Source organism: Streptomyces sp. CBMA123 (genome assembly GCF_014596465.1).
GTDB lineage: Bacteria > Actinomycetota > Actinomycetes > Streptomycetales > Streptomycetaceae > Kitasatospora.
Window position 1 is genome coordinate 1 of record NZ_MECK01000008.1, and the last position, 20390, is coordinate 20390.

Annotated in this window: 17 protein-coding genes and 1 riboswitch; of the genes, 10 read left to right on the forward strand and 7 right to left on the reverse strand. The window is 72.9% G+C overall.

What is annotated here, in order from left to right:
• Positions 1 to 979 (reverse strand): aminotransferase class I/II-fold pyridoxal phosphate-dependent enzyme (locus tag BG452_RS02645; RefSeq protein ID WP_188302485.1); only part of this gene is annotated, 979 nt, incomplete at its 3' end.
• 106 nt (positions 980 to 1085) lie between these two features.
• Between BG452_RS02645 and BG452_RS02650 the strand changes: the two genes are divergently transcribed.
• The 6 genes from BG452_RS02650 to BG452_RS02675 all read left to right on the forward strand — a co-directional run bounded on the left by BG452_RS02650 (position 1086) and on the right by BG452_RS02675 (position 6694).
• Positions 1086 to 1754 carry a pyridoxamine 5'-phosphate oxidase family protein gene (locus tag BG452_RS02650; protein WP_411292872.1) on the forward strand — a complete coding sequence of 223 codons (669 nt, stop codon included), beginning with the start codon at positions 1086 to 1088 and terminating at the stop codon, positions 1752 to 1754.
• A 13-nt stretch (positions 1755 to 1767) separates the two neighbouring features.
• Positions 1768 to 2427 (forward strand): FMN-binding negative transcriptional regulator, encoded by a 660-nt coding sequence (locus tag BG452_RS02655; protein WP_188302487.1) that lies wholly within the window; start codon positions 1768 to 1770, stop codon positions 2425 to 2427.
• Between the two features lie 192 nt (positions 2428 to 2619).
• Positions 2620 to 3954: a sugar porter family MFS transporter gene (locus tag BG452_RS02660; protein ID WP_262985969.1), complete on the forward strand. Its 1335-nt coding sequence runs from the start codon at positions 2620 to 2622 to the stop codon at positions 3952 to 3954.
• A 55-nt stretch (positions 3955 to 4009) separates the two neighbouring features.
• A complete protein-coding gene (locus BG452_RS02665) occupies positions 4010 to 4711 on the forward strand; it encodes a dienelactone hydrolase family protein (protein ID WP_188302488.1) in 702 nt (233 codons plus the stop codon).
• 63 nt (positions 4712 to 4774) lie between these two features.
• The gene (locus tag BG452_RS02670) at positions 4775 to 6052 is read left to right on the forward strand and encodes an MFS transporter (RefSeq protein WP_317620871.1); all 1278 of its coding nucleotides are present in this window, start codon (positions 4775 to 4777) and stop codon (positions 6050 to 6052) included.
• Positions 6053 to 6151: 99 nt separating this feature from the next.
• Positions 6152 to 6694: an HAD domain-containing protein gene (locus tag BG452_RS02675; protein ID WP_188302489.1), complete on the forward strand. Its 543-nt coding sequence runs from the start codon at positions 6152 to 6154 to the stop codon at positions 6692 to 6694.
• Here BG452_RS02675 and BG452_RS02680 read toward each other — a convergent pair.
• Both BG452_RS02680 and BG452_RS02685 read right to left on the reverse strand, forming a co-directional pair.
• Positions 6672 to 7460 (reverse strand): CPBP family intramembrane glutamic endopeptidase, encoded by a 789-nt coding sequence (locus BG452_RS02680; protein WP_188302490.1) that lies wholly within the window; start codon positions 7458 to 7460, stop codon positions 6672 to 6674. The genes BG452_RS02675 and BG452_RS02680 overlap by 23 nt on opposite strands.
• An 80-nt stretch (positions 7461 to 7540) precedes the next feature.
• On the reverse strand, positions 7541 to 9046 hold the full coding sequence (locus BG452_RS02685; protein WP_188302491.1) for a glutamate--cysteine ligase: 1506 nt from the start codon (positions 9044 to 9046) through the stop codon (positions 7541 to 7543).
• 376 nt (positions 9047 to 9422) lie between these two features.
• Between BG452_RS02685 and BG452_RS02690 the strand changes: the two genes are divergently transcribed.
• Together BG452_RS02690 and BG452_RS02695 are read left to right on the forward strand one after the other, a co-directional pair.
• Positions 9423 to 9995, forward strand: a complete 573-nt coding sequence (locus BG452_RS02690; protein ID WP_188302492.1) for a hypothetical protein — start codon at positions 9423 to 9425, stop codon at positions 9993 to 9995.
• A 456-nt stretch (positions 9996 to 10451) separates the two neighbouring features.
• Complete coding sequence (locus tag BG452_RS02695) at positions 10452 to 10643, forward strand: DUF5999 family protein (protein ID WP_188302493.1); 192 nt, start codon at positions 10452 to 10454, stop codon at positions 10641 to 10643.
• A 191-nt stretch (positions 10644 to 10834) separates the two neighbouring features.
• Here BG452_RS02695 and gcvP read toward each other — a convergent pair whose 3' ends face one another.
• On the reverse strand, positions 10835 to 13735 hold the full coding sequence (gene gcvP / locus BG452_RS02700) for an aminomethyl-transferring glycine dehydrogenase (RefSeq protein WP_188302494.1): 2901 nt from the start codon (positions 13733 to 13735) through the stop codon (positions 10835 to 10837).
• A 233-nt stretch (positions 13736 to 13968) separates the two neighbouring features.
• Positions 13969 to 14072: riboswitch (glycine riboswitch) on the reverse strand.
• Between the two features lie 223 nt (positions 14073 to 14295).
• On the opposite strand from gcvP, the gene BG452_RS46890 reads away from it, so the two are divergent.
• Both BG452_RS46890 and BG452_RS02710 read left to right on the forward strand, forming a co-directional pair.
• Entirely contained in the window at positions 14296 to 15372 is a 1077-nt protein-coding gene (locus BG452_RS46890; protein ID WP_188302495.1) for a PRC and DUF2382 domain-containing protein, read from the forward strand.
• Positions 15373 to 15618: 246 nt separating this feature from the next.
• The gene (locus BG452_RS02710; RefSeq protein ID WP_188302496.1) at positions 15619 to 17103 is read left to right on the forward strand and encodes an MFS transporter; all 1485 of its coding nucleotides are present in this window, start codon (positions 15619 to 15621) and stop codon (positions 17101 to 17103) included.
• A 149-nt stretch (positions 17104 to 17252) separates the two neighbouring features.
• Here the strand turns inward: BG452_RS02710 and BG452_RS02715 are convergent, their stop codons facing one another.
• The 3 genes from BG452_RS02715 to BG452_RS02725 form a co-directional block, all read right to left on the reverse strand.
• Positions 17253 to 18638 carry a DNA polymerase IV gene (locus BG452_RS02715; protein WP_188302497.1) on the reverse strand — a complete coding sequence of 462 codons (1386 nt, stop codon included), beginning with the start codon at positions 18636 to 18638 and terminating at the stop codon, positions 17253 to 17255.
• A gap of 72 nt (positions 18639 to 18710) precedes the next feature.
• Complete coding sequence (locus BG452_RS02720; protein WP_317620872.1) at positions 18711 to 19433, reverse strand: vancomycin high temperature exclusion protein; 723 nt, start codon at positions 19431 to 19433, stop codon at positions 18711 to 18713.
• A gap of 100 nt (positions 19434 to 19533) precedes the next feature.
• A complete protein-coding gene (locus BG452_RS02725) occupies positions 19534 to 20178 on the reverse strand; it encodes a MerR family transcriptional regulator (protein WP_188302498.1) in 645 nt (214 codons plus the stop codon).
• Positions 20179 to 20390: the final 212 nt, after the last annotated feature.

Below are 20390 nucleotides of genomic sequence, written 5' to 3' on the forward strand. Positions count from 1 at the left end.
GGCCCCCCCAGCCAGCGCCGAGCCGCAGCCGCCCGGCGACCCGGCCGACCGTCTCCTCGTCGCCGACCAGCACCGCCACCCGCAGGTCCGGGCCGTAGGCCTTGGCCGCCGAACGCACCACCGCCCAGTGCCGTGACCCGGCGCCGACCAGCGGCCGGTACGGCTGGTCGACCATGCCGTGCCCGTGGTCGTCCTCGATCAGCAGCACCCCGGGGTGCTCGGCCAGCACCGCCCGCAGCGCCGCCGCCCGGGCCTCGCCGATCGCCGCGCCGGTCGGGTTCTGCGCCCGGCTGGTCACCACGACGGCGCGGGCGCCCTCGGCCAGCGCCGCGGCCAGCGAGTCCGGCAGCAGCCCCTCGTCGTCCAGTCGGACCGGCAGGGGCCGCAGCCCCATCGCGGGCAGCAGGTCGAGCAGGCTGCCCCAGCCCGGGTCCTCGACCGCCACCGGGTCGCCGGGGCGCAGCCAGGCCCCGAGGGTGCGTTCGACGGCGTCCAGGGCGCCGGAGGCGACGGCGATCGGGCCGCCGGGCAGCCCGTCCGCCTCGAAGGAGGCGCGGGCGAGTTCGAGCAGGCCCGGGTCGGTGCGCGGGTGCCCGTAGAGCACGGGTTCGGTCCGGGCGGCCTCGGCGGCGGCCGTGAGGGCCGGGGCGAGGTCGGGCAGCAGCGCCGGGTCGGGATTGCCGCTGGACAGGTCGCGGGCCCGGGCCGGGACGGGGACGCGGATCTGGTCGCGCGGGGTGAGGGCGGGCCTGGGGAGGATCCGGCTGCCCTTGCGGCCGGCCGTCTCGATCACGCCGCGGTCGCGCAGCAGCCGGTAGGCGGCGGCCACGGTGTTGGGGTTGACGCCGAGTTCCGTCGCGAGTTCGCGCAACGGGGGCAGCGCCGTTCCGGGCGCGAGCCGCCCGCTGCTCACGCCCTGTTCGATGTGGGCCGCGATTTCGCTGGCGCGTCGCCCTTTCAGCGGATAGTCTCCTAGCACAAAGATGATTATGCACTAGTACATAGAGGTTGTCATGTCGACCACGCCGGACGCCCACCCGGAAGCCCCCTCCGAAGCCTCCCTGGAAGCCCCCTCCGAAGCCTCCCTGGAAGCCCACCCGGAGGCGCCGGCCGGCTACGCCCGCACCCCCCGCACCACCCCCACTCGCTACAAGGACCGCGCCACCTGGGAGCGGGAGGCGATCCACGCCATCCTCGACGGCACCTACCTCTGCCACCTCGGCTTCGTCGCGGACGGCGCCCCGGTCGTCCTGCCGACGATCTACGCCCGGGTCGGCAGCCGGCTCTACCTCCACGGCTCCACCGGCAGCCGTCCGCTGCGCGCCGCCACCGACGAGCAGGGCCTGCGGGTCTGCGTCACCGTCACCCACGTCGACGCCCTGGTGCTGACCAAGTCCGCCTTCAACCACTCGGTGAACTTCCGCTCGGTGGTCGCCCACGGCACCGCGTACCAGGTCACCGACCCCGAGGAGCTGGACGTCGCGCTGGCCGCCCTGGTCGACCAGGTCGTCCCCGGCCGCTCCGGAGAGATCCGCCCGGCCAACCCCAAGGAGCTCGCCGCCACCGCCGTGATCCGGCTGGAGCTGGACGAGGTCTCGGCCAAGACCCGCGCGGACGACGCCAACGACGACCCGGCCGACGCCGACCTGCCGCACTGGTCCGGCATCGTCCCGGTCAGCACCGTGTTCGGCACCCCCGAGCCGTACGACACGACGATCCCGCTCCCCGCGCACATGCGCGTGTTCCCCCGCTGAGGAGGGCCACCCGATGCTGATCCGCTCCTGGGACCGCGGCGACGAGGAGGAGTGGCGCGCCTGGCTGGCCGAGGGCCGCGACTTCGGCCTGCTCGCCGGCAACGGCCGCGCCGGCGAGGGCCCGGTGCTCGTCCCGACGCACTTCCTGCTGGACGCCGACCGCGGCGAGATCCTGCTCCACCTCGCCGCGCCCAACCCGCTGCTGGCCGCCGTCCGGGCCGACCCGAACGTCACCCTGGCGGTCACCGACGACTACGCCTTCGCCCCCGGCCACTGGCGCGGTGAGCCCGGCACACCCACCAGCTACTACGCCTCGGTCCACTTCCACTGCACCGCCGAACTGGTCGAGTCCGCGGCGGGCAAGGCGGAGATCCTCAACCGTCAGCTGGCGCACTTCCAACCGGAGACCCCGGACGTCCGGGTGGTCCCCGGCGAGGGCGAGTTCGCCCGGCTGCTGCCCGGCTTGCGCGGGCTCCGGTTGACGGTCCGCGAGGTACGCGCCAAGTTCAAGTACGACGACAAGAAGCCGGCCGGAGCGCAGCACGCGATCGCCGACCGCCTCGCCGACCGGGCGGACGGCCCTGCCCTGCGCCGCGACCAGAACGCCGCCGCCCGCACCCAGCTGCTGCGACGCCACGAACGGCGCACGGCCACCGCACGCGCCGTCGACTGACCCCAATTCACCCGATCGGCCCTCAGCTCGGGCAGGTCGGCCGCCGCGCTGCTCGAATGTGAGACGAGTCCTGCCCAGCCGTCAGAGCGGGCCCGTCCACCTCGGGGAGCGCACGTGTCCACAGTCCACCACCAACGGGCGTCCGGCGAGGCCCACCTCGGGCACGTGATCTTCATTTCGGCGGCCGCCGCGATGGGCGGCTTCCTGTTCGGCTACGACAGCGCCGTGATCAACGGCGCGGTGACGGGCATCCAGAAGCACTTCGCGGTGGGCCACGGCACCACCGCCTTCGTGGTGGCCATCGCACTGCTGGGCTCGGCCGTCGGCGCGGTGGTCGCCGGCCGGCTGGCCGACCACTTCGGCCGGGTGCGCACGATGCTGCTGGCCGCCGTGCTGTTCGCGGCCAGCGGCATCGGCTCGATGTTCCCCCCGAACATCGAGGCGCTTGCCTCCTGGCGCGTGGTCGGCGGCATCGCGATCGGCATCGCCTCGGTGATCGCTCCCACCTACATCGCCGAGGTCGCCCCGACCGCCTACCGCGGCCGGCTGGCGTCCTTCCAGCAGATGGCGATCGTGCTCGGCATCACCGTCTCCCAGCTCGCCAACTGGGCGCTCAACCAGGCCGCCGGCGGCGAGTCCACCGGCCACCTGGGCGGCATCCAGGCCTGGCAGTGGATGCTCGGCGTCGAGACCATCCCGGCCCTGGTGTACGGCCTGATGGCGCTGGCCATCCCGGAGTCGCCGCGCTACCTGATCGCCGACCACCGCGAGGCGCGGGCCCGCGAGGTGCTGGTCGAGGTCGAGGGCGAGGGCATCGACCTGGACGCCCGGGTCGCCGAGATCCGCGCGGTGCTGGAGTCCACCCACAAGCCCCGGCTCAAGGACCTGCTCGGCGGCCGCTTCGGCCTGCTGCCGATCGTCTGGGTCGGCATCGGCGCCTCGGTGTTCCAGCAGTTCGTCGGCATCAACGTGATCTTCTACTACTCGTCGCTCCTGTGGCAGTCGGTCGGCATCAACGAGTCCAACTCGCTGCTGATCAGCCTCTCCACCTCGATCATCAACGTGATCGGCACGGTGATCGCGATGGTCCTGGTGGACCGCATCGGGCGCAAGCCACTGGCCCTGGCCGGTTCCGTCGGCATGGCCCTCGCCCTGTCCACCGCCGCCTGGGCGTTCTCCTACCGGCACGGCACCGGTGACACCGCCACCCTGGACAACACCCACGCCACCGTCGCGCTGGTCGCCGCGCACGTGTTCGTGCTCTGCTTCGCCTTCTCCTGGGGCGTGGTGGTCTGGGTGCTGCTCGGCGAGATGTTCCCCAACCGGATCCGCGCGCTGGCCCTGTCGGTCGCCGCCTCGGCCCAGTGGCTCGCCAACTGGGCGATCACCGTCAGCTTCCCGGACCTCGCCGACTGGAACCTCTCCGCGACGTACGTCATCTACGCGGCGTTCGCGCTGCTCTCGATCCCGTTCGTGGCCTTCTGCATCAAGGAGACCAAGGGCCGTGCCCTGGAGGAGATGGGCTGACCGTCCGCCCCTCCCGCCCCCGTGCCGCACGCGGCCCGACCCCCGAGAGGAAGCCATGCCTGACCAGGGCGGATCCCGGCAGAACATCACCTTCCCGAGCAACGGCCGCACCGCGCACGGGTACCTGGCCCGTCCGCCGCAGGGGGTCGGGCCGGGCCTGGTGGTGGTACAGGAGTGGTGGGGGCTCACCTCGCACGTCGCGGACATGGCCGACCGCTTCGCCGCCGAGGGGTTCACCGTCCTCGCCCCCGACCTGTTCGGCGGCGCCACCACCCACGACCGCGCCGAGGCGGCCCGGCTCAAGCGCGAACTGCCGGTCGAGCGGGCCGTCGAGGACCTCTCCGGCGCCGTCGACTTCCTGCTCGCGCTGGACGGCGTGGTCGGCGACGCGGTCGGCGTGGTCGGCTTCTGCATGGGCGGCGGGTTCGCCCTGCTGCTGGCCGCCCGGGCCGGCGACCGGGTGGCCGCCGTGGTCCCGTTCTACGGCCTCCCACCGGACCCCGACTTCGACTACCGCGGCCTGACCGCCCACGTCCTCGGCCACTTCGGCGAGCTCGACGGCTCGATCCCGATGACCGCCGTGGACGAGGCCGCGATCCGGATCGGCGAGGCCACCGACGTCCGCCCGGAGATCCACTTCTACCCGGCCGGGCACGCCTTCATGAACGACGAGAACCCGCTCGGCACCCACGACCCCCTCCAGGCCCGGATCGCCTGGCGGCGCACCCTCACCTTCCTCTGGGGCCACCTCGGCTGACGCCACCGCACAGGCCCGAAAACGGGATGGACACCTGTACGAACTCCGGCCATAGTCACCCGGGTGCCGACCCCACTCCCCGGCCGCCGTCCCTCCTGGGCGAGCCGCAACTTCCGCATCCAGACCTCCGCCACCGTGATCAGCGGCCTCGGCAACGCCGGCGCCCCCATCGCCACCGCCTTCGCCGTCCTCGGCAACGGCGGCGGCGCTGCCGAGATCGGCTACGTCACCGCCGCCCGGCTGGTGCCCACCGTGCTGCTGCTGGTGGTCGGCGGCACCCTCGCCGACCGGCTGCCGCGCCACCACATCATGGTCTCCGCCAATCTGTTCAGCGCCGCCTCCCAGGCCGTCCTGGCCGCCCTGGTGCTGGCCGGGAACGTCCAGCTGTGGCAGCTGCTGGTGCTCTCCGCCGGCGGCGGAGCCGGCTACGCGCTCTACTCCCCCGCCGCCGGGGGCATGATCATGCAGGCCGTCCCCCAGGAGCACGCCGCCCGCGCCTTCTCGGTCTTCCGGATGGGCCAGAACGCCGCCCAGATCGGCGGCGCCGCCCTCGGCGGGGCGCTCACCGCCGCCGTCGGCCCCGGCTGGGTGCTCGCCCTGGACGCCCTCTGCTTCCTGATAGCCGCCGCCCTGCGGTTCTTCCTGGAGGCCGAGTCCGCGCCGGCGCCCACGGGCGGGAGTGTGCTGCGCGATCTGCGCGAGGGCTGGCAGGAGTTCGCCTCCCGCCGCTGGCTGTGGGTGATCGTGCTGCAGTTCGCGGTGGTGGTGGCCTGCATCAACACGGTCGAGTCGGTGTACGGGCCGACGGTGGCCGAGCAGCGCCTGGGCGGCGCGGGCGCCTGGGGCCTGGCGATGTCCGCGTACGGCGTCGGCCTGGTGGTCACCGGTCTGCTGATGGCCCGCTGGCGCCCCCGCCGGATCCTGCTGGTCGGCAACTGGGGCGTGTTCCTGTTCGGCGCGCCCGCCCTGGCCCTGGCCACCGCCGCACCGTTGCCGGTGCTGGTCGCCGCGATGTTCCTGTCCGGTGTGGGGGTCACCGTCTTCGGCGTCAACTGGATGGTCGTGCTCCAGCAGGAGATCCCGGAGGAGATGTTCTCCCGGGTCTCCGCGTACGACGAGCTGGGCTCCTATTCGCTGGCACCGGTCGGCACCGCGCTGGCCGGCCCGGCGGCCGCCGCGCTCGGCCTGTCCGGCGCGCTCTGGGCCTGCGCCGCGCTGTGCCTGCTGCTCAGCGCCGCCGTCCTGATCGACCCGCAGGTGCGCCGGCTGTCCCGCCGCGACCCCCGTCGGAGCACCCCGGACGCACCGGTGCCCACGGGCGAGCCCGCACCCGCGCCGTGAGCGCCCTGTGCGCCCCGCGTGCGCCCGTCGAAGAGCAACCACCGGTACGGGTGGTTCGTCCGACCAGGTAGGAAACACCATCCACTTGGGGGCCCACCGGTGCCGAAGCCACTGCTCTTCCTGGACGTCGACGGGGTGCTGAACCCGGTCTGTCCGCATCCGGACGCCGGGTTCGACTCCCACACCCTGCTGGGCTACGCCGTCCTGCTCGCCGCCAAGCACGGCGCCTGGCTGCGCGAGCTGGCCGGGACGTACGAGCTGGTCTGGGCCACCACCTGGGAGGAGCACGCCAACACCCACATCGCCCCGGCGATCGGCCTGGACCCGCTCCCCTTCGTCCGCTTCACCGGTTACGTCCCGCAGCCCGGCGATCCGCGCGTCCCGCTGATGGAGCTGTTCTCCGCCGCCAAGTGGGCGCCGCTGCTGCGCTACGCCGAGGGTCGGCCGTTCGCCTGGGTGGACGACGTCATCCCGTCCCGGCTGGTCCGCCGCTCGGTGTGGCGCCGCGACCGCCTGCTGCTGCCGATCGACCCCGGCCAGGGCCTGGAGCGCCGGCACGTCGACCGGCTGCTCACCCGCCCGCCGCGCACCCGCTCGCTACCGGCCGGCGGACCGGCGGTCAGGGGGTCGGCAGCCAGCTGACGTGCCCGGCGAGCAGCGCGTACCCGACGAAGGCCACCGTGTCGATCAGCGCGTGCGCCGCCACCAGCGGCATCACCCGCCCCCAGCGCCGGTACAGCAGGCAGAACACCGCCCCCATCACCATGTTGCCGACCAGCCCGCCGACCCCCTGGTACAGGTGGTACGAGCCGCGCAACACCGAGCTGGCCACCACCGCGGCCGGCCAGGACCACCCCCGCTGCCCCAGCCGGCGCAGCAGGTAGCCGAGGACGACGACCTCCTCCAGGATCGCGTTCTGCCAGGCGGACAGCACCAGCACCGGCACCCGCCACCACACGTCCGGCAGCCCCGAGGGCGCCACCGTCAGGTTGTACCCGGCGGCCTGCGAGGCCAGGTACAGCGCCAGCCCGGAGCCGCCGATCGCCGCCGCGACGCCCGCGCCCCGGCCGAGGTCGCGCAGCTTCTGCCGCAGGTCGAAGCCCAGCACCCGCAGCGAGGCGCCCTCACGCACCAGCAGGTAGCCGACCAGCACCACCGGCATCAGCCCGCGCCCGATGTAGTACAGCTGCCACACCAGGTCCAGCCAGGGCCGCCCGGGCGCGCGCGAGCCGTTCAGCGTGGCGACCTGCTGCCCGAGCTGGATCGGTTCGGTGAGCGAGCCCGCGAAGCTGATCACCGCGCTGATCCCGCTGGCCCCGAGCGACAGTCCGAGGACGATCAGCAGTTCCACGCCGAGCAGGCGGCGGGTGGGCGACGCGCTCTCCGGCGCGGTCGGGCGGGTCGTCACGGGCGCTCCATCGAACGGATGATCGCTCCGGCGGTCGGCCGACGACCGGAGCGATCATCCTGACACAGCGGGCGGTGCCCCTAACCGACCGGCCAGGTGTGCACCGGCTCGCCCCCGCGCATGTGCTCGGCGTAGCGCCTGGTCATCGCGGCGAGCGCGGCCGGGCGGTCCATCCCGTACTGCTCGCGCAGCCGGTGGAAGGTCGCGCTCTGCCAGGCCGCGCCATTGGTGCGGCGCAGGCAGCGCTGCTCGATGATCCCCAGGTAGCGGTCCCGGTCGGCGGGCTCGACGCCCCACTCGTCCAGGCCCTGGTAGGCCATCGGCAGCAGCTCGTTGAGGACCAGGTCGACCGCCGACACCGTCTGCAGTCCGCCGCCGCGGCCGGCCCGGCCGGGACGCGGCCACTGGAACACCGCGTCGATGCCGTACCGGGCGCCCTGCCGGAAGTTCTCGTCCGCCCGCTCGAACGGCAGCCTGGTCCAGACCGGCCGGGGCTGCTCGGCGAGCACCCGCACCAGCCCGTAGTAGAAGGCGGCGTTGGCCAGGGTGTCGGCCACCGTCGGTCCGGCCGGCAGCGCCCGGTTCTCCACCCGGAGGTGCGCGACCCCGCCGGAGACGTCGTACACCGGCCGGTTCCAGCGGTAGATGGTGCCGTTGTGCAGTCGCATCTCGGCGAGCCGGGGCGCCCCGCCGGAGGCCACCACCTTCAGCGGGTCCTCGTCGTCGCAGATCGGCAGCAGCGCCGGGAAGTAGCGCAGGTTCTCCTCGAACAGGTCGTACGCCGAGTCCACCCAGCGCTCGCCGAACCAGGTGATCGGGCGCACGCCCTGGGCCTTGAGCTCCGCCGAACGGGTGTCACAGGCCTGCTGGAACAGCACCGGACGGGTCTCCCGCCACAGCTCCCGCCCGAACAGGAACGGGGAGTTGGCGCCGAGCGCGAGCTGCGGCCCGCAGATCGCCTGGGCGGCGTTCCACACCGAGGAGAACCGCTCCGGGGTCACCTGGAGGTGCAGTTGGAGGGAGGTCGCGGCGGCCTCGGCGACCATGGTGATCGACTCCAGCTGGAGGTGTTCGACACCCTCGATGTCCAGCGCGATGTCCTCCCCCCGGGCCGCCAGGATCTGGTCGCTGAGCAGGCTGTACCGCTGGTTGTGGCTCATCGCGTCCAGCCCGGTGTGGTCGTTCTCCAGGGTCGGCAGGATGCCCACCATGACGATCCGGGCGCCGGCCTCGGCGGCCTGCCGGTCGGCGTAGCGCAGTCCGGTGTCGATCTCCTCGCGCAGTTCCTCGAAGACGTGCCCGCAGAGCCGGTGCGGCACGATGTTCACCTCGATGTTGAACTGGCCCAGCTCGGTCTGGAAGTCGCTGGAGCCGATCGCGCTCAGCACCTGGGCGTTGCGCATCACCGGCAGGCCCTGCTCGTCGGCCAGGTTGAGCTCGATCTCCAGCCCCATCACCGCCCGCGGCCGGTCGAAGCGGTCCTCGCGCAGCATCCGCCCCAGCGCGTCGAGGCAGGCCTGGAGCTTGAGCCGGTACTGCTGCCGATCCGCGAGATCCGCCCGAGTCGCCACGACCTTCTCGCCCACGGTCCCCTCCTCCTGAGACACCCGGCCGGTCGACCGTGCCAGCATCATGCCCACCTCGAAGATCGATACCCGAATGCGCCGACTGGCTTGCAATGCAAGGGATCTGACGGCTATTCAGGCAATCTGCAGACTTGCCCGGCGCCACCGCCTGTGATAAACAGATCACCCTGTGCATTTGTTCGATGAATTCGCTGAGTTCGCACTGCGCTCCGGCCGGTCCGCCTCCCGCCCCGAGGCCCTCGTCGACGGCGGCGACCGCGCCGGCACCGCGATCCTGCACAACCGGACAAGGCCGGGCCCCGTCACCGTAGACGCACCGCGCCGCGCCGGTATGCCGCACTCGCACGCCGATCTCGCTTGGAGAGGCGGACCCGCCATGACCCTGCAGACCCCCCAGCCCCCACCCAGCGCCCTGCGCGCGGTGCTGGGCGCGCTCGACTCGGAGACCGCGCTGCGCCAGCCCGCCGCCGCCGCGCTGCGTCACCCGTCCGGTCCACTGCTCCCCGCGCACCCGCTCGCGGTGCACGTCCTCGACGGCCCGCACCCGGAACTCCCCCACGCCCGCCGGACGGGCTGGCGCTTCCTGATCAAGGACGGCCCGGAGGTGGCGGCCGCCGCCGAGGTGGTGCAGAGCGCCGAGGGCCACACCTTCTCCCACTTCACCGCCGGCCCGTACCTCTCCTCCACCGTCCGGGCGCTGCGCGAGGCCTGGCAGCTCGCCCAGAGCTCCCGCTCCCGCTGCCAGCCCCGGCTGCTGACCTTCCCGGGCCAGTACGCCACCGCGCTCTGGCTGCACGGCCCCGACGCCGGCCCGGCCACCGACCTGCTGATCCCGCTGGCCCCGGCCCCGCTCGGCGTCACCGCGCACCGCGCCTACCCGGCCGCCGAACTGCTGCCGCTGCTCGCCCGCGCCCCGCTCGCCCGGCCGCTGCTGCTCGGCTCGTCCTGAGCCCGCGTCACCCGCCGCACCTGCCGCCGGGCACCGCGCCCGGCGGCCCTTCGCCGTGCGCTCCGACGCCCCCGGATCTCCCGGGGCCCTCACCGGCGGCCGCTGACGGCCGCTGACGCCCTCACCCGAACGGCTACCACCCGGACGGGCCGCCCGCCATGGCCCCACCGGGCCATCCCCCGCCTGACCCACCGGTGCGCGTTTTCCCCCGGGCCCCACCTGAACGGGTGATCTCTACCCGGGAGTTGTGGCGCATGTCACGAAATCCCTGCGCGCACGACCGCGGATGCCGACACTGGGAAGCAGCGTGGAAGGACCACCTGTCCTACCCACTGGAGCGCCGGTCCACACCTGGTCGGCGCGCGGACAGGATCCGACCACCAGGCGGCTCCGGACGGCTCGACCTCCGGTGACCGCACCACGGGGAGGATCGCAGAGCGAAGCGAGGGTACGCGTATGTGCCAGCACCGTCCTGATTGCCCGACGGCCGAGTCCGAGGACCGCGAAGCGGCCGTACCGGTGGCCTGCCACCCGGAGCAGGGCTGGAGCCTGCTCTGCAACGGCGTCGTCCTGTTCGAGGACACCGGAGAGCTGCTGCCCGACGGCCGGGTGATCGGCCCGCGCCGCCCCGTCGCCCACGCGGCCTGAGCCGAGGCGGCCCGACGACCGTACGGCCGGAACCGTACGGCCCGGGGCCGCCCGACGGGGGCAGCCGCCGACCTGAGAACGAAAGGGCAGGGCCCTGGCAGAACGTTCTGCCAGGGCCCTGCCGCGTTCCCGCTCGGCTGATCAGCCGCCGAACCGATCAGCCAATCGGCCGATCAGCCGGCGCACTCGTCTCAGACGCCGTACTCGTCCAGCGGCGGGCAGGAGCAGACCAGGTTGCGGTCGCCGTACGCGCCGTCGATCCGGCTCACCGGCGGCCAGTACTTGTCCGCCGGGTTCACACCCGCCGGGAAGACCGCCTCCTGCCGCGAGTAGCCGTGCGCCCAGTCGCCGGCCAGCGTGGCGGCGGTGTGCGGGGCGTTGCGCAGCGGGTTGTCGTCGGCGGCCCACTCACCCGAGCCGACCTTGTCGATCTCGCCGCGGATCTCGATCATCGCGTCGCAGAACCGGTCGATCTCGTGCAGGTCCTCGGACTCGGTCGGCTCGATCATCAGCGTGCCGGCCACCGGGAAGGACATCGTCGGCGCGTGGAAGCCGTAGTCGATCAGGCGCTTGGCGATGTCGTCCACCGTCACGCCCGTGTCCTTGGTCAGCGGACGCAGGTCGATGATGCACTCGTGCGCGACCAGCCCGCCCGGACCGGTGTAGAGCACCGGGAAGTGCGGGGCCAGGCGCTTGGCGATGTAGTTGGCGTTCAGCACCGCGACCTGGGTCGCGCGCTTGAGCCCCTCGCCGCCCATCAGCCGGACGTACGCCCAGGAGATCGGCAGGATCGCCGCCGAGCCCCACGGCGCGGCCGAGATCGGGCCGACGCCGGTGGCCGGGCCGGCCTCCTCCTGCAGCGGGTGGTTCGGCAGGTACGGCGCCAGGTGGGCGCGCACCGCGACCGGGCCGACGCCCGGGCCGCCGCCGCCGTGCGGGATGCAGAAGGTCTTGTGCAGGTTCAGGTGCGAGACGTCCGCGCCGAACTTGCCCGGCTTGGCCAGGCCGACCAGGGCGTTCAGGTTGGCGCCGTCCACGTACACCTGGCCGCCGGCCTCGTGCACCAGGGCGCAGATGTCGGTGATCTGGGTCTCGTACACGCCGTGGGTCGACGGGTAGGTGACCATCAGCACCGACAGGTTGTCGCGGTGCTGCTCGATCTTGGCCTTCAGGTCCTCGACGTCCACGTCGCCGTCGACCAGGGTCTTCACCACGACGACGCGCATGCCGGCCATCACCGCGGAGGCGGCGTTGGTGCCGTGCGCCGAGGACGGGATCAGGCAGACGTCGCGCTGGGTGTCGCCGTTGGCGTGGTGGTAGGCGCGGACGGCCAGCAGGCCGGCCAGCTCACCCTGGGATCCGGCGTTCGGCTGGATCGAGACGGCGTCGTAGCCGGTGACCTCGACCAGCTGGCGCTCCAGCTCGCGGATCAGGGTCAGGAAGCCCGCGGCCTGGTCGACCGGCGCGAAGGGGTGCAGCTGGCCGAACTCGGGCCAGGTCACCGCCTCCATCTCGGTGGTGGCGTTGAGCTTCATGGTGCAGGAGCCCAGCGGGATCATGCCGCGGTCCAGCGCGTAGTCCCGGTCCGACAGGCGGCGCAGGTAGCGCAGCATGGCGGTCTCCGAGCGGTGGCTGTGGAAGACCGGGTGGGTCAGGTACTCGTCCTCGCGCAGCAGTGCGGCGGGCAGCGCGTCGGCGGCCTCGGCGACCTCGACCGCGGGGACGCCGAACGCGGCCCAGACGCCGGCCAGGTGCTCGCGGGTGGTGGTCTCGTCGGCGGAGACCGAGATCCGGTCCTCGCCGTCCTGGAACACGTTGATGCCGTTGGCGCGGGCGGCGGCGGCGATCTCGGCGGCGCGGCCCGGGACGACGGCGGTGACGGTGTCGAAGAACTCGCCGTGCAGCAGCTCGACGCCGCCGGCCCGCAGGCCCTCGGCGAGGGCGGCGGCGTAGCGGTGGGTGCGCCGGGCGATGTCGGCCAGGCCGTCCGGGCCGTGGTAGACGGCGTACATCGAGGCCATCACGGCGAGCAGCACCTGGGCGGTGCAGATGTTGCTGGTGGCCTTCTCGCGGCGGATGTGCTGCTCGCGGGTCTGCAGCGCCAGGCGGTAGGCGCGGTTGCCGTCGGCGTCGACGGAGACGCCGACCAGGCGGCCGGGCAGCGAGCGGGCGTACTCGGCGCGCACCGACAGGTAGCCGGCGTGCGGACCGCCGAAGCCCATCGGCACGCCGAAGCGCTGCGAGGTGCCGCAGGCGATGTCGGCGCCCAGCGAGCCCGGGGACTTGAGCAGGGTCAGCGCCAGCAGGTCGGCGGCGACGGCGACGATCGCGCCCAGCCCGTGCGCCTGCTCGATCACCGGGGTGAGGTCGCGGACCACGCCGGTGGCACCCGGGTACTGCAGCAGCACGCCGAAGACGCCGCGCTCGGCGATCTCGGCCGGGATGCCCTCGGACAGGTCGGCGACGACGACCTCGACACCGGTCGGCACGGCGCGGGTGTTGATCACCGCGATGGTCTGCGGCAGGGTCTCGGCGTCGACCAGGAAGACGCCGCCCTTGACCTTGGTGACGCGGCGGGCCAGCGCCATCGCCTCGGCGGCCGCGGTGCTCTCGTCCAGCAGCGAGGAGCCGGAGGTGGGCAGACCGGTCAGGTCGGAGACCAGGGTCTGGAAGTTGAGCAGCGCCTCCAGGCGGCCCTGCGAGATCTCCGGCTGGTACGGGGTGTAGGCCGTGTACCAGGCCGGGTTCTCCATGACGTTGCGCAGGATCACCGGCGGGGTGAAGGTGCCGTAGTAGCCCAGGCCGATCATCGGCTGGAGCACCTGGTTGCGGCCGGCCAGCTCGCGCAGCTCGGCGAGGACCTGCGCCTCGCTGCGGCCGCCGGGCAGGTCCAGGGCGGTGATGGAACGGATCGCCTCGGGAACGGCGGTGGCAGCGAGCTCGTCCAGCGAGCCGTAGCCGACGGACGCCAGCATCTTCTCCTGCGCGGCGGCGTCGGGGCCGATGTGGCGGTTCTCGAAGGGGCTGGCCAGCTCAAGCTCGGTGAGGGTCGAGGCGCTGGTGGGGCGTCCCGCGTTCGGCTGGGCGTTCATGGTGGTCGAGGCCTCCTGGTCACGGACCGGCGGGGGTACGCACGCCGGCCGACGCCGCTGCGGACAGCGGACCGGCCTGGGCGGACGGACCCGAAAGGCCTCCCCCTCTGTCATCGGGACCTGAGAGCTTCGCCCGCACGTCGCGCTGTGGCGCTCCGTCGGCTTGCACCGTCGGTGAGGGTGGTGATCGCCGGCTCCCGCGCCGACGCTCCTGCCCTGCTTTCCAGAGTGACCTATCCCGCACGGTACGGATGCCTGAGAGATTCCGGGGAGGAGTTGCTCCTTCGGCGCCTCGACCAGCGGTTTTCGCTGTCGGGGACTCTCCCGAGCGGGCTCGGCAGTCGCCGCCCAGGGTACCAGCGGGCGGCCTTCCGATCACGGGTGCGTCGGGTCACTCCGGGTCTACGCGCGTCCCCCGGACGGAGCAGCGCCGACCCGTCCGGCCGCACCCCGGTCGCGTCCGTCCGGTTCATGGCTTTTGGTGTGAAGTGGCGGACGGAACGGGTGCTCCGGCCGCCTTACCTGCGGGAGTTCCGCAAGCGCAGCGCTTGGAGGAAAGAGTGCAGACCGACATCGACCCCCGAGACCTCATCGGCCACAAGGCGGTCGACCGCAACGGAGACAAGATCGGCACAGTTGACGAGGTGTACCTGGACGACGCCACCGGGCAGCCGGAGTGGGCGGCCGTCCGCACCGGCATCTTCGGCCGGGACGCCTTCGTCCCGCTCACCACGAGCGAGTTCTCCGGCGAGGAGCTCCGGGTGCCCTACGACAAGTCGCTGGTGAAGGACTCGCCGGACTTCGGCGTGGGTCAGCACCTGTCGCCCGCCCAGGAGCTCCAGCTCTACCGCTACTACGGCCTCGACACTCCGGTGGACGGCCGTCCGGCCGCCGGGGAGCCCGGCCGGGCCGCCCAGCCCGACCTCGACTTCGGCACCACGTCGGCCGCCGAGGCCGCCAAGGCCGCCAAGCCGCTCGCCTTCCACTCCGCCGAGCCCGGCCCGACCATGACCACCACCGCCACCACGACGACCACCAGCACCGACACCGCCACGGAGGCCCACGTGCGGACCCTCAGCGCCCCCGCACCGATCGTCAACGGCACGGTGGCCGCGTCGGCCGCCACCCCGGTGGTCGAGCCGAAGCGCCAGCCCGTCCCGCCCTCGGTGGACCCGGCCGGCACCGCCGCCGCCTCGGCCCCCAACGGCCCGGTCGAGATCACCTGCCGCGAGGAGCGCCTGGACATCACCACCGAGTGGCACGTCCTGGGCACCGCGAAGCTGCGCAAGTACGTGACCAGCGAGCAGGTCGAGCGCCGCGTCCCGGTGGTCCGCGAGCGGGCCCGGGTGGAGCGGATGCCGGTCGGCGACGCCGAGCGCGCCTCGCTCACCGAGAAGGAGATCGCCGAGGCGGTGGAGGAGGTCACCCTCCGTGAGGAGCGGCCGGTGGTCCGCAAGTACCTCGCCCCGATCGAGCGGGTCCGCCTGGTGGTGGAGCGCTACACCGCGGAGGAGGTCGTCCAGGACGAGCTCCGCCGCGAGCACGTCGAGGTCCACGACGACACCGCCGAGGCCGCCGAGCCGGCCCCCCCGGTCACCGACGGTACCCACCCCGCCACGCTGCGCCCCCTGGCCTGACCGGCCCGCACCAGCAAGGGCCCCGGACTCCGGTCCGGGGCCCTTTGCCGTGCCCGCCCTCACACCAGCCCGGCACCAACCCCGCCCCCGCCCCGCCGCGGGCCCGTCCGACCGGTCGTCACCCCCGGCCCGCCGCAGGCAAAATCTTCACCTTTGCCAAACCTTAACCACTCGATATTTGACACTCTGAAGTATCTCCCTGCACAGTTACTTCAGTTCATTCACTATGTACGGGAGGAAGCAACCGTGAGTGAGGCACCACAGCCCACCACCGCGGCCGAGAAGCAGAGCAACGCCCGGGTCCTGCCGGCCCTCATCCTGGCGATGCTGTCGTTCAGCGTGGTGCAGACCGCGGTCGTACCGATCCTGCCGTCGCTGGCCAAGGAACTGGACGTCTCCGGCTCCAACATCACCTGGCTGATGACGGCCAACCTGCTGTCCGCGGCCGTGCTGACTCCCCTGCTGGGCCGCTTCGGCGACCTCCGGGGCCGCAAGCCCATGCTGCTGATCTCGCTGGCCGGCCTGGTCGCCGGGTCGGCGCTGGCGGTCAGCACCCACTCCTTCACCTGGCTCATCGTCGCCCGTGTCCTGCAGGGCGCCGGCGGTGGCGTGATGCCGCTGGCGATCAGCATCGTCCGTGACGAGCTGCCCAGGCAGAAGGTCACCGGCGGCGTCGCCGCCATCAGCGCCTCGATGGGCGTCGGCTCCGGACTCGGCCTGGTCGCGACCGGCCTGCTGCTGGAGCACTGGAACTACAAGTCGATCTTCTGGATGGGCCTGGCCTTCGGCCTGCTCGCCGTCGCCCTGGTCGCCTTCCGCGTCCCGTCCGACCCGGTCACCGACAAGGAGGGCGGCGCCGACCCGCTCGGCGCCATCACCCTGGCCGCCTGGCTCTCCGCCCTGCTGGTCGCGGTCAGCCAGGGCAACCACTGGGGCTGGACCTCCACCAAGACCCTCGGCCTGTTCGCCGTCGCCGCCGTGGTCGCCCTGATCTGGGGCGTCATCGAGACCAAGGTCGCCCACCCGCTGGTGGACCTGAAGATGATGGGCCGCCCGGCCGTCGCCTTCACCAACCTGTCCGGCCTGCTCATCGGCTTCGGCATGTACGGCTCGTTCATGGTCATCAGCAACTTCGCCCAGACCCCGGAGAAGCTGGCCCACTACGGCTTCACCGCGACCGTCCTGCACGCCGGCGTGATGCTGCTGCCGTCCGCGATCGGCTCGATGGTGGCCGCCCCGGTCGGCGCCATGCTGATCGCCCGCCGCGGCCCCCGCCTGCCGCTGGTCCTCGGCGGCGTCCTCGGCGCGATCGCGATGGCCTACCTGGCCCTGCGCCACAGCGCCGAAGGCGACATCTACACCGCCTCCGCCATCTTCGGCCTCGGCATCGGCCTCGCCTTCGCCGCGATGCCGGCGTTCATCAACGGCGCCGTCCCGGTCGAGCAGAGCGGCATCGCCAACGGCATGAACTCCGTGCTCCGCACCGTCGGTGGCGCGATCGGCACCGCCGTGATGACCGCCATCCTGACCGGCGACACCATGAAGTTCCCGATCAAGCTCCCGGTGCAGCTGCCCACCCTGGACGCCTACAAGCACGCGTTCTGGACCACGGCCGTCGTCTGCATCATCGCCGGCGCCGTCCCCTTCCTGATCCGCAGCGTCAAGCCGGCCGTCACCGGCGGCCCGGCCCGGCAGGACTCCAGCCCCGAGCTGGCCAAGACCGACGCCTGACGAGGCGTCCGGCCCGCGCGCTCAGGGACAGGACGCGCGGGCCCGGCCTCCGCTCGGTCGCGAGGGCATCACGACCGTCCGGGGTCCGGCACGGTATGCGGCCCCACCCGGTACTCCTACCGGGTGGGGCCGTTCCGCGTTCTCCCGCCTCACTCGCCCTCGGCGCCCGGTTCCTCGACCTGCCGCAGCGGCAGCGGCCGGGCCGGCTCCAGCGCCGGGTCCTCCACCGCGAAGGTCCGCACCCGCCCCGGCCCGCTCCACGGCGTCTCGAACCGTACGGTCACCCGCCCGACCCCGCTGCCCTGCACCCAGCCCGGCCCCAACTCGGCGTGCCGGACGTCCTGTCCGGGCATCCAGCGCCGCACCACGACCTCCTCCGGCTCCTCCTCGGCCACCGCCGCCTCGGCGGCCTCGGCGTGCTCCACCGCCTCCTCCCGCAGCGCCTGCGCGAACAGGTCCTCCTGGGTGTAGTCGGCCAGTTGGGCCACGCCCACCCCGAGCAGCCGGACCCCGCCGGTGATGTCCACCTGCTCCGCCAGACGCCGCGCCGTCGCGGTGATCACCGTCTCGTCGTCGGTGGGCCCGCCCAGGGTCTCCGAGCGGGTCAGCGTCGAGAAGTCGAAGCGCCGCACCTTGAGCACCACCGTCCGCCCCGAGCGCCCGGCCGCCCGCAGCCGCCGCACGCACCGCCCGGCCAGCGCCTCCACCTCCCGCAGCACCCGGTCCCGGTCGGCCAGGTCCACCTCGTAGGTGTCCTCCACCGAGACCGACTTGGCGTCCTGGTCGGCCACCACCGGCCGCTCGTCCAGCCCTATCGACATCTGGAAGATCCCGGCGCCGTGCGCCCGCCCGAGCAGTTGGACCAGCTCCGCCTCCCCCGCCTCCGCCAGGTCGGCCACCGTGCTCAGCCCGGCCCGCCGCAGCACCTGCTCGGTGGCCGGCCCGATCCCGGGCAGCGCCCGGACCGGCATCGGCCCGAGCACGGCCCGCTCCTGCCCGGGCTCGATCAGCACCAGCCCGTCCGGCTTGGCCTGCTCGGAGGCGATCTTCGCCATCAGCTTGGAGCCCGCCGCGCCCACCGAACCGGTCAGCCCGGTGAACCGCTGGATGTCCGCCCGCAGGTCCTCCGCCAGGGCGAGCACCAGCCGCTCCCCGGTCTCGTGGTCCGTCTCCGCCAGCACCGGACCGTACGGACCGGCCTCCAGGTCGACGAAGGCCTCGTCCAGGCTCAGCGGCTGCACCAGCGGCGACAGTTCGCGCAGCAGCGCCATCACGATCTCGCTGTTCTGCCGGTACGCCTCGAACCGCCCGGCCAGGAAGGCCGCGTTGGGGCACAGCCGCCGCGCCTGCGCCATCGGCATCGCCGAGTGCACCCCGAACCTGCGCGCCTCGTACGAGGCCGTGGAGACCACCCCGCGCCCGCCGAGCCCGCCGACGACCACCGGTTTGCCGCGCAGGCTCGGCTTGGCCGCCTGCTCCACCGCCGCGAAGAAGGCGTCCATGTCGAGATGGATGATGCTCGGCAGAGATCGCACCCGCCGATCATCGCGCACGGGTCCGACAGTACGTACGAACCCGGCCGACGCCCGGTGGCCGGCGACCCGCCGCTACTCCTCTGCGGGCCGGGCCAGCGCCTTGGGGATGCCGTCCTCCTTGGGCCCGAGGAACACCGGGTCCGGCCGCAGCCAGACGTTGACCGCCGCCTTGCCCGCCCCGGCGACCTCCCGCAGCCCGCCGTACAGCCAGGTGCTGTCGTGCACCTCCGGCACCCCGACCGCGTACGAGCGGATGCCCGCCGCCTCGCACAGCGCCAGCGCCCGCCGGACGTGGAAGTCCTGGCTGACCAGCACCGCGCGGTCCACCCCGAAGATCCGGTGCGCCCTGGTGCAGGAGTTCCAGGTGTCGAAGCCCGCGTAGTCCCGCACCACCCGGTCCGCCGGGATCCCGTGCTCGGTCAGGTACCGGTACATCGCGTCCGGCTCGTCGTACTCGGTCCGCCCGTTGTCCCCGGTCACCAGGACGGCCTTCACCTTGCCCTCCCGGTACAGGTCCAGCGCCGCCACCAGACGGTGCTCCAGGTAGGGCGACGGCTTGCCCTGGTCCAGCCCTGCGCCGAAGACCACCGCCACCGGCGCCGACGGCGCGCTCTCCACGGTGCCCACCCGGTCCCCCGCCGTGATCCACAGCCAGGCGCTGGGCGCCAGCGCCAGCGAGCACAGCAGCGTCGCCGTCTGGAAGACCCTGCGCTGCGTCCGGCGCTCCCGCAGCCGCGCCCGCAGCCCCCCGGCCCGACGCCGCAGCAGCCCCGATATCCCGGTGCCGACCTCCACGTGCCCCTCCCTCGATCGCTTCGCCAGGCAACACGACGAAGCCGTGGGCCGGAACGGTTCCCCGTCCGGGCCCACGGCCCCGTCGAAAACGATCGCCCGGTCAGACCGCCCGGTTGCGCCGCTGCGCCAGCTCGTCCGCCGGGTCGTTGCCGACCAGCGTCTCGCCGGTGTCGGTCCGTTCCCCGTGCAGCCGCCCGAGGGTCAGCTCCAGTTCGTGCCAGACCGCTCCCACCGCGATGCCGAACACTCCCTGACCACTCTTCAGCAGATCGACCACCTGCTGCGGCGTGGTGCACTCGTACACCGTCGCTCCGTCACACATCAGCGTCAGCCCGGCCAGGTCGGCCCGGTCGGCGGACTGCAGATGGGCGACGGCCACCCGGATGTTCTGCAGCGAGACGCCCGCGTCGAGCAGCCGCTTCACGATCTTCAGCAGCAGGACGTCGAGGAAGTTGTAGAGCCGCTGACTGGTCGCCGGGTACGCGGTGCGGACGCTGGGCTCCAGCAGTCCGGTGCGGGCCCAGTAGTCCAACTGGCGGTAGGTGATGCCGGCCGCCGCACAGGCCGTCGGGCCGCGGAAGCCGATCAGTTCGGAGGTCGGGGCCAGCCGCTCGATCGCGGGCTGGCCCGGCTGTACGGCCGGAAACCTGCCCGTCCTGGGCAGGTCCGACACGGTGCGGGCGGTACGCGGAAGGTGCACGGCGCACAGGCCTCCCACGGCCGCGTCATCGCCGGTGCTGCTCATGCCTACCTCCGTCCACTCGTGCTGCGGGCAACCCGACTGCGGGCATCGGCCACCCGGACAGCCACTCCTGACGGTAGGCAGTCCCCTATGACCCGTCAACGATCGCCACGCCGGGCCAGACAAACCACTTCACTCAGGAGAGTGGTTTTTCGTGCCCCTAGTGTGGGTAGATGGACGTTTTTTGGCAAAACGGCGCGCGCACCAGCTGATCC

Excerpts from the sequence above, each read along its gene's own strand:
- BG452_RS02655 (WP_188302487.1), top strand. The coding sequence starts at position 1,768 with ATGCTGATCCGCTCCTGGGACCGCGGCGACGAGGAGGAGTGGCGCGCC.
- BG452_RS02660 (WP_262985969.1), top strand. The coding sequence starts at position 2,620 with ATGGGCGGCTTCCTGTTCGGCTACGACAGCGCCGTGATCAACGGCGCG.
- BG452_RS02665 (WP_188302488.1), top strand. The coding sequence starts at position 4,010 with ATGCCTGACCAGGGCGGATCCCGGCAGAACATCACCTTCCCGAGCAAC.
- BG452_RS02690 (WP_188302492.1), top strand. The coding sequence starts at position 9,423 with ATGACCCTGCAGACCCCCCAGCCCCCACCCAGCGCCCTGCGCGCGGTG.
- BG452_RS02695 (WP_188302493.1), top strand. The coding sequence starts at position 10,452 with ATGTGCCAGCACCGTCCTGATTGCCCGACGGCCGAGTCCGAGGACCGC.
- gcvP (WP_188302494.1), bottom strand. The coding sequence starts at position 13,735 with ATGAACGCCCAGCCGAACGCGGGACGCCCCACCAGCGCCTCGACCCTC.
- BG452_RS02725 (WP_188302498.1), bottom strand. The coding sequence starts at position 20,178 with ATGAGCAGCACCGGCGATGACGCGGCCGTGGGAGGCCTGTGCGCCGTG.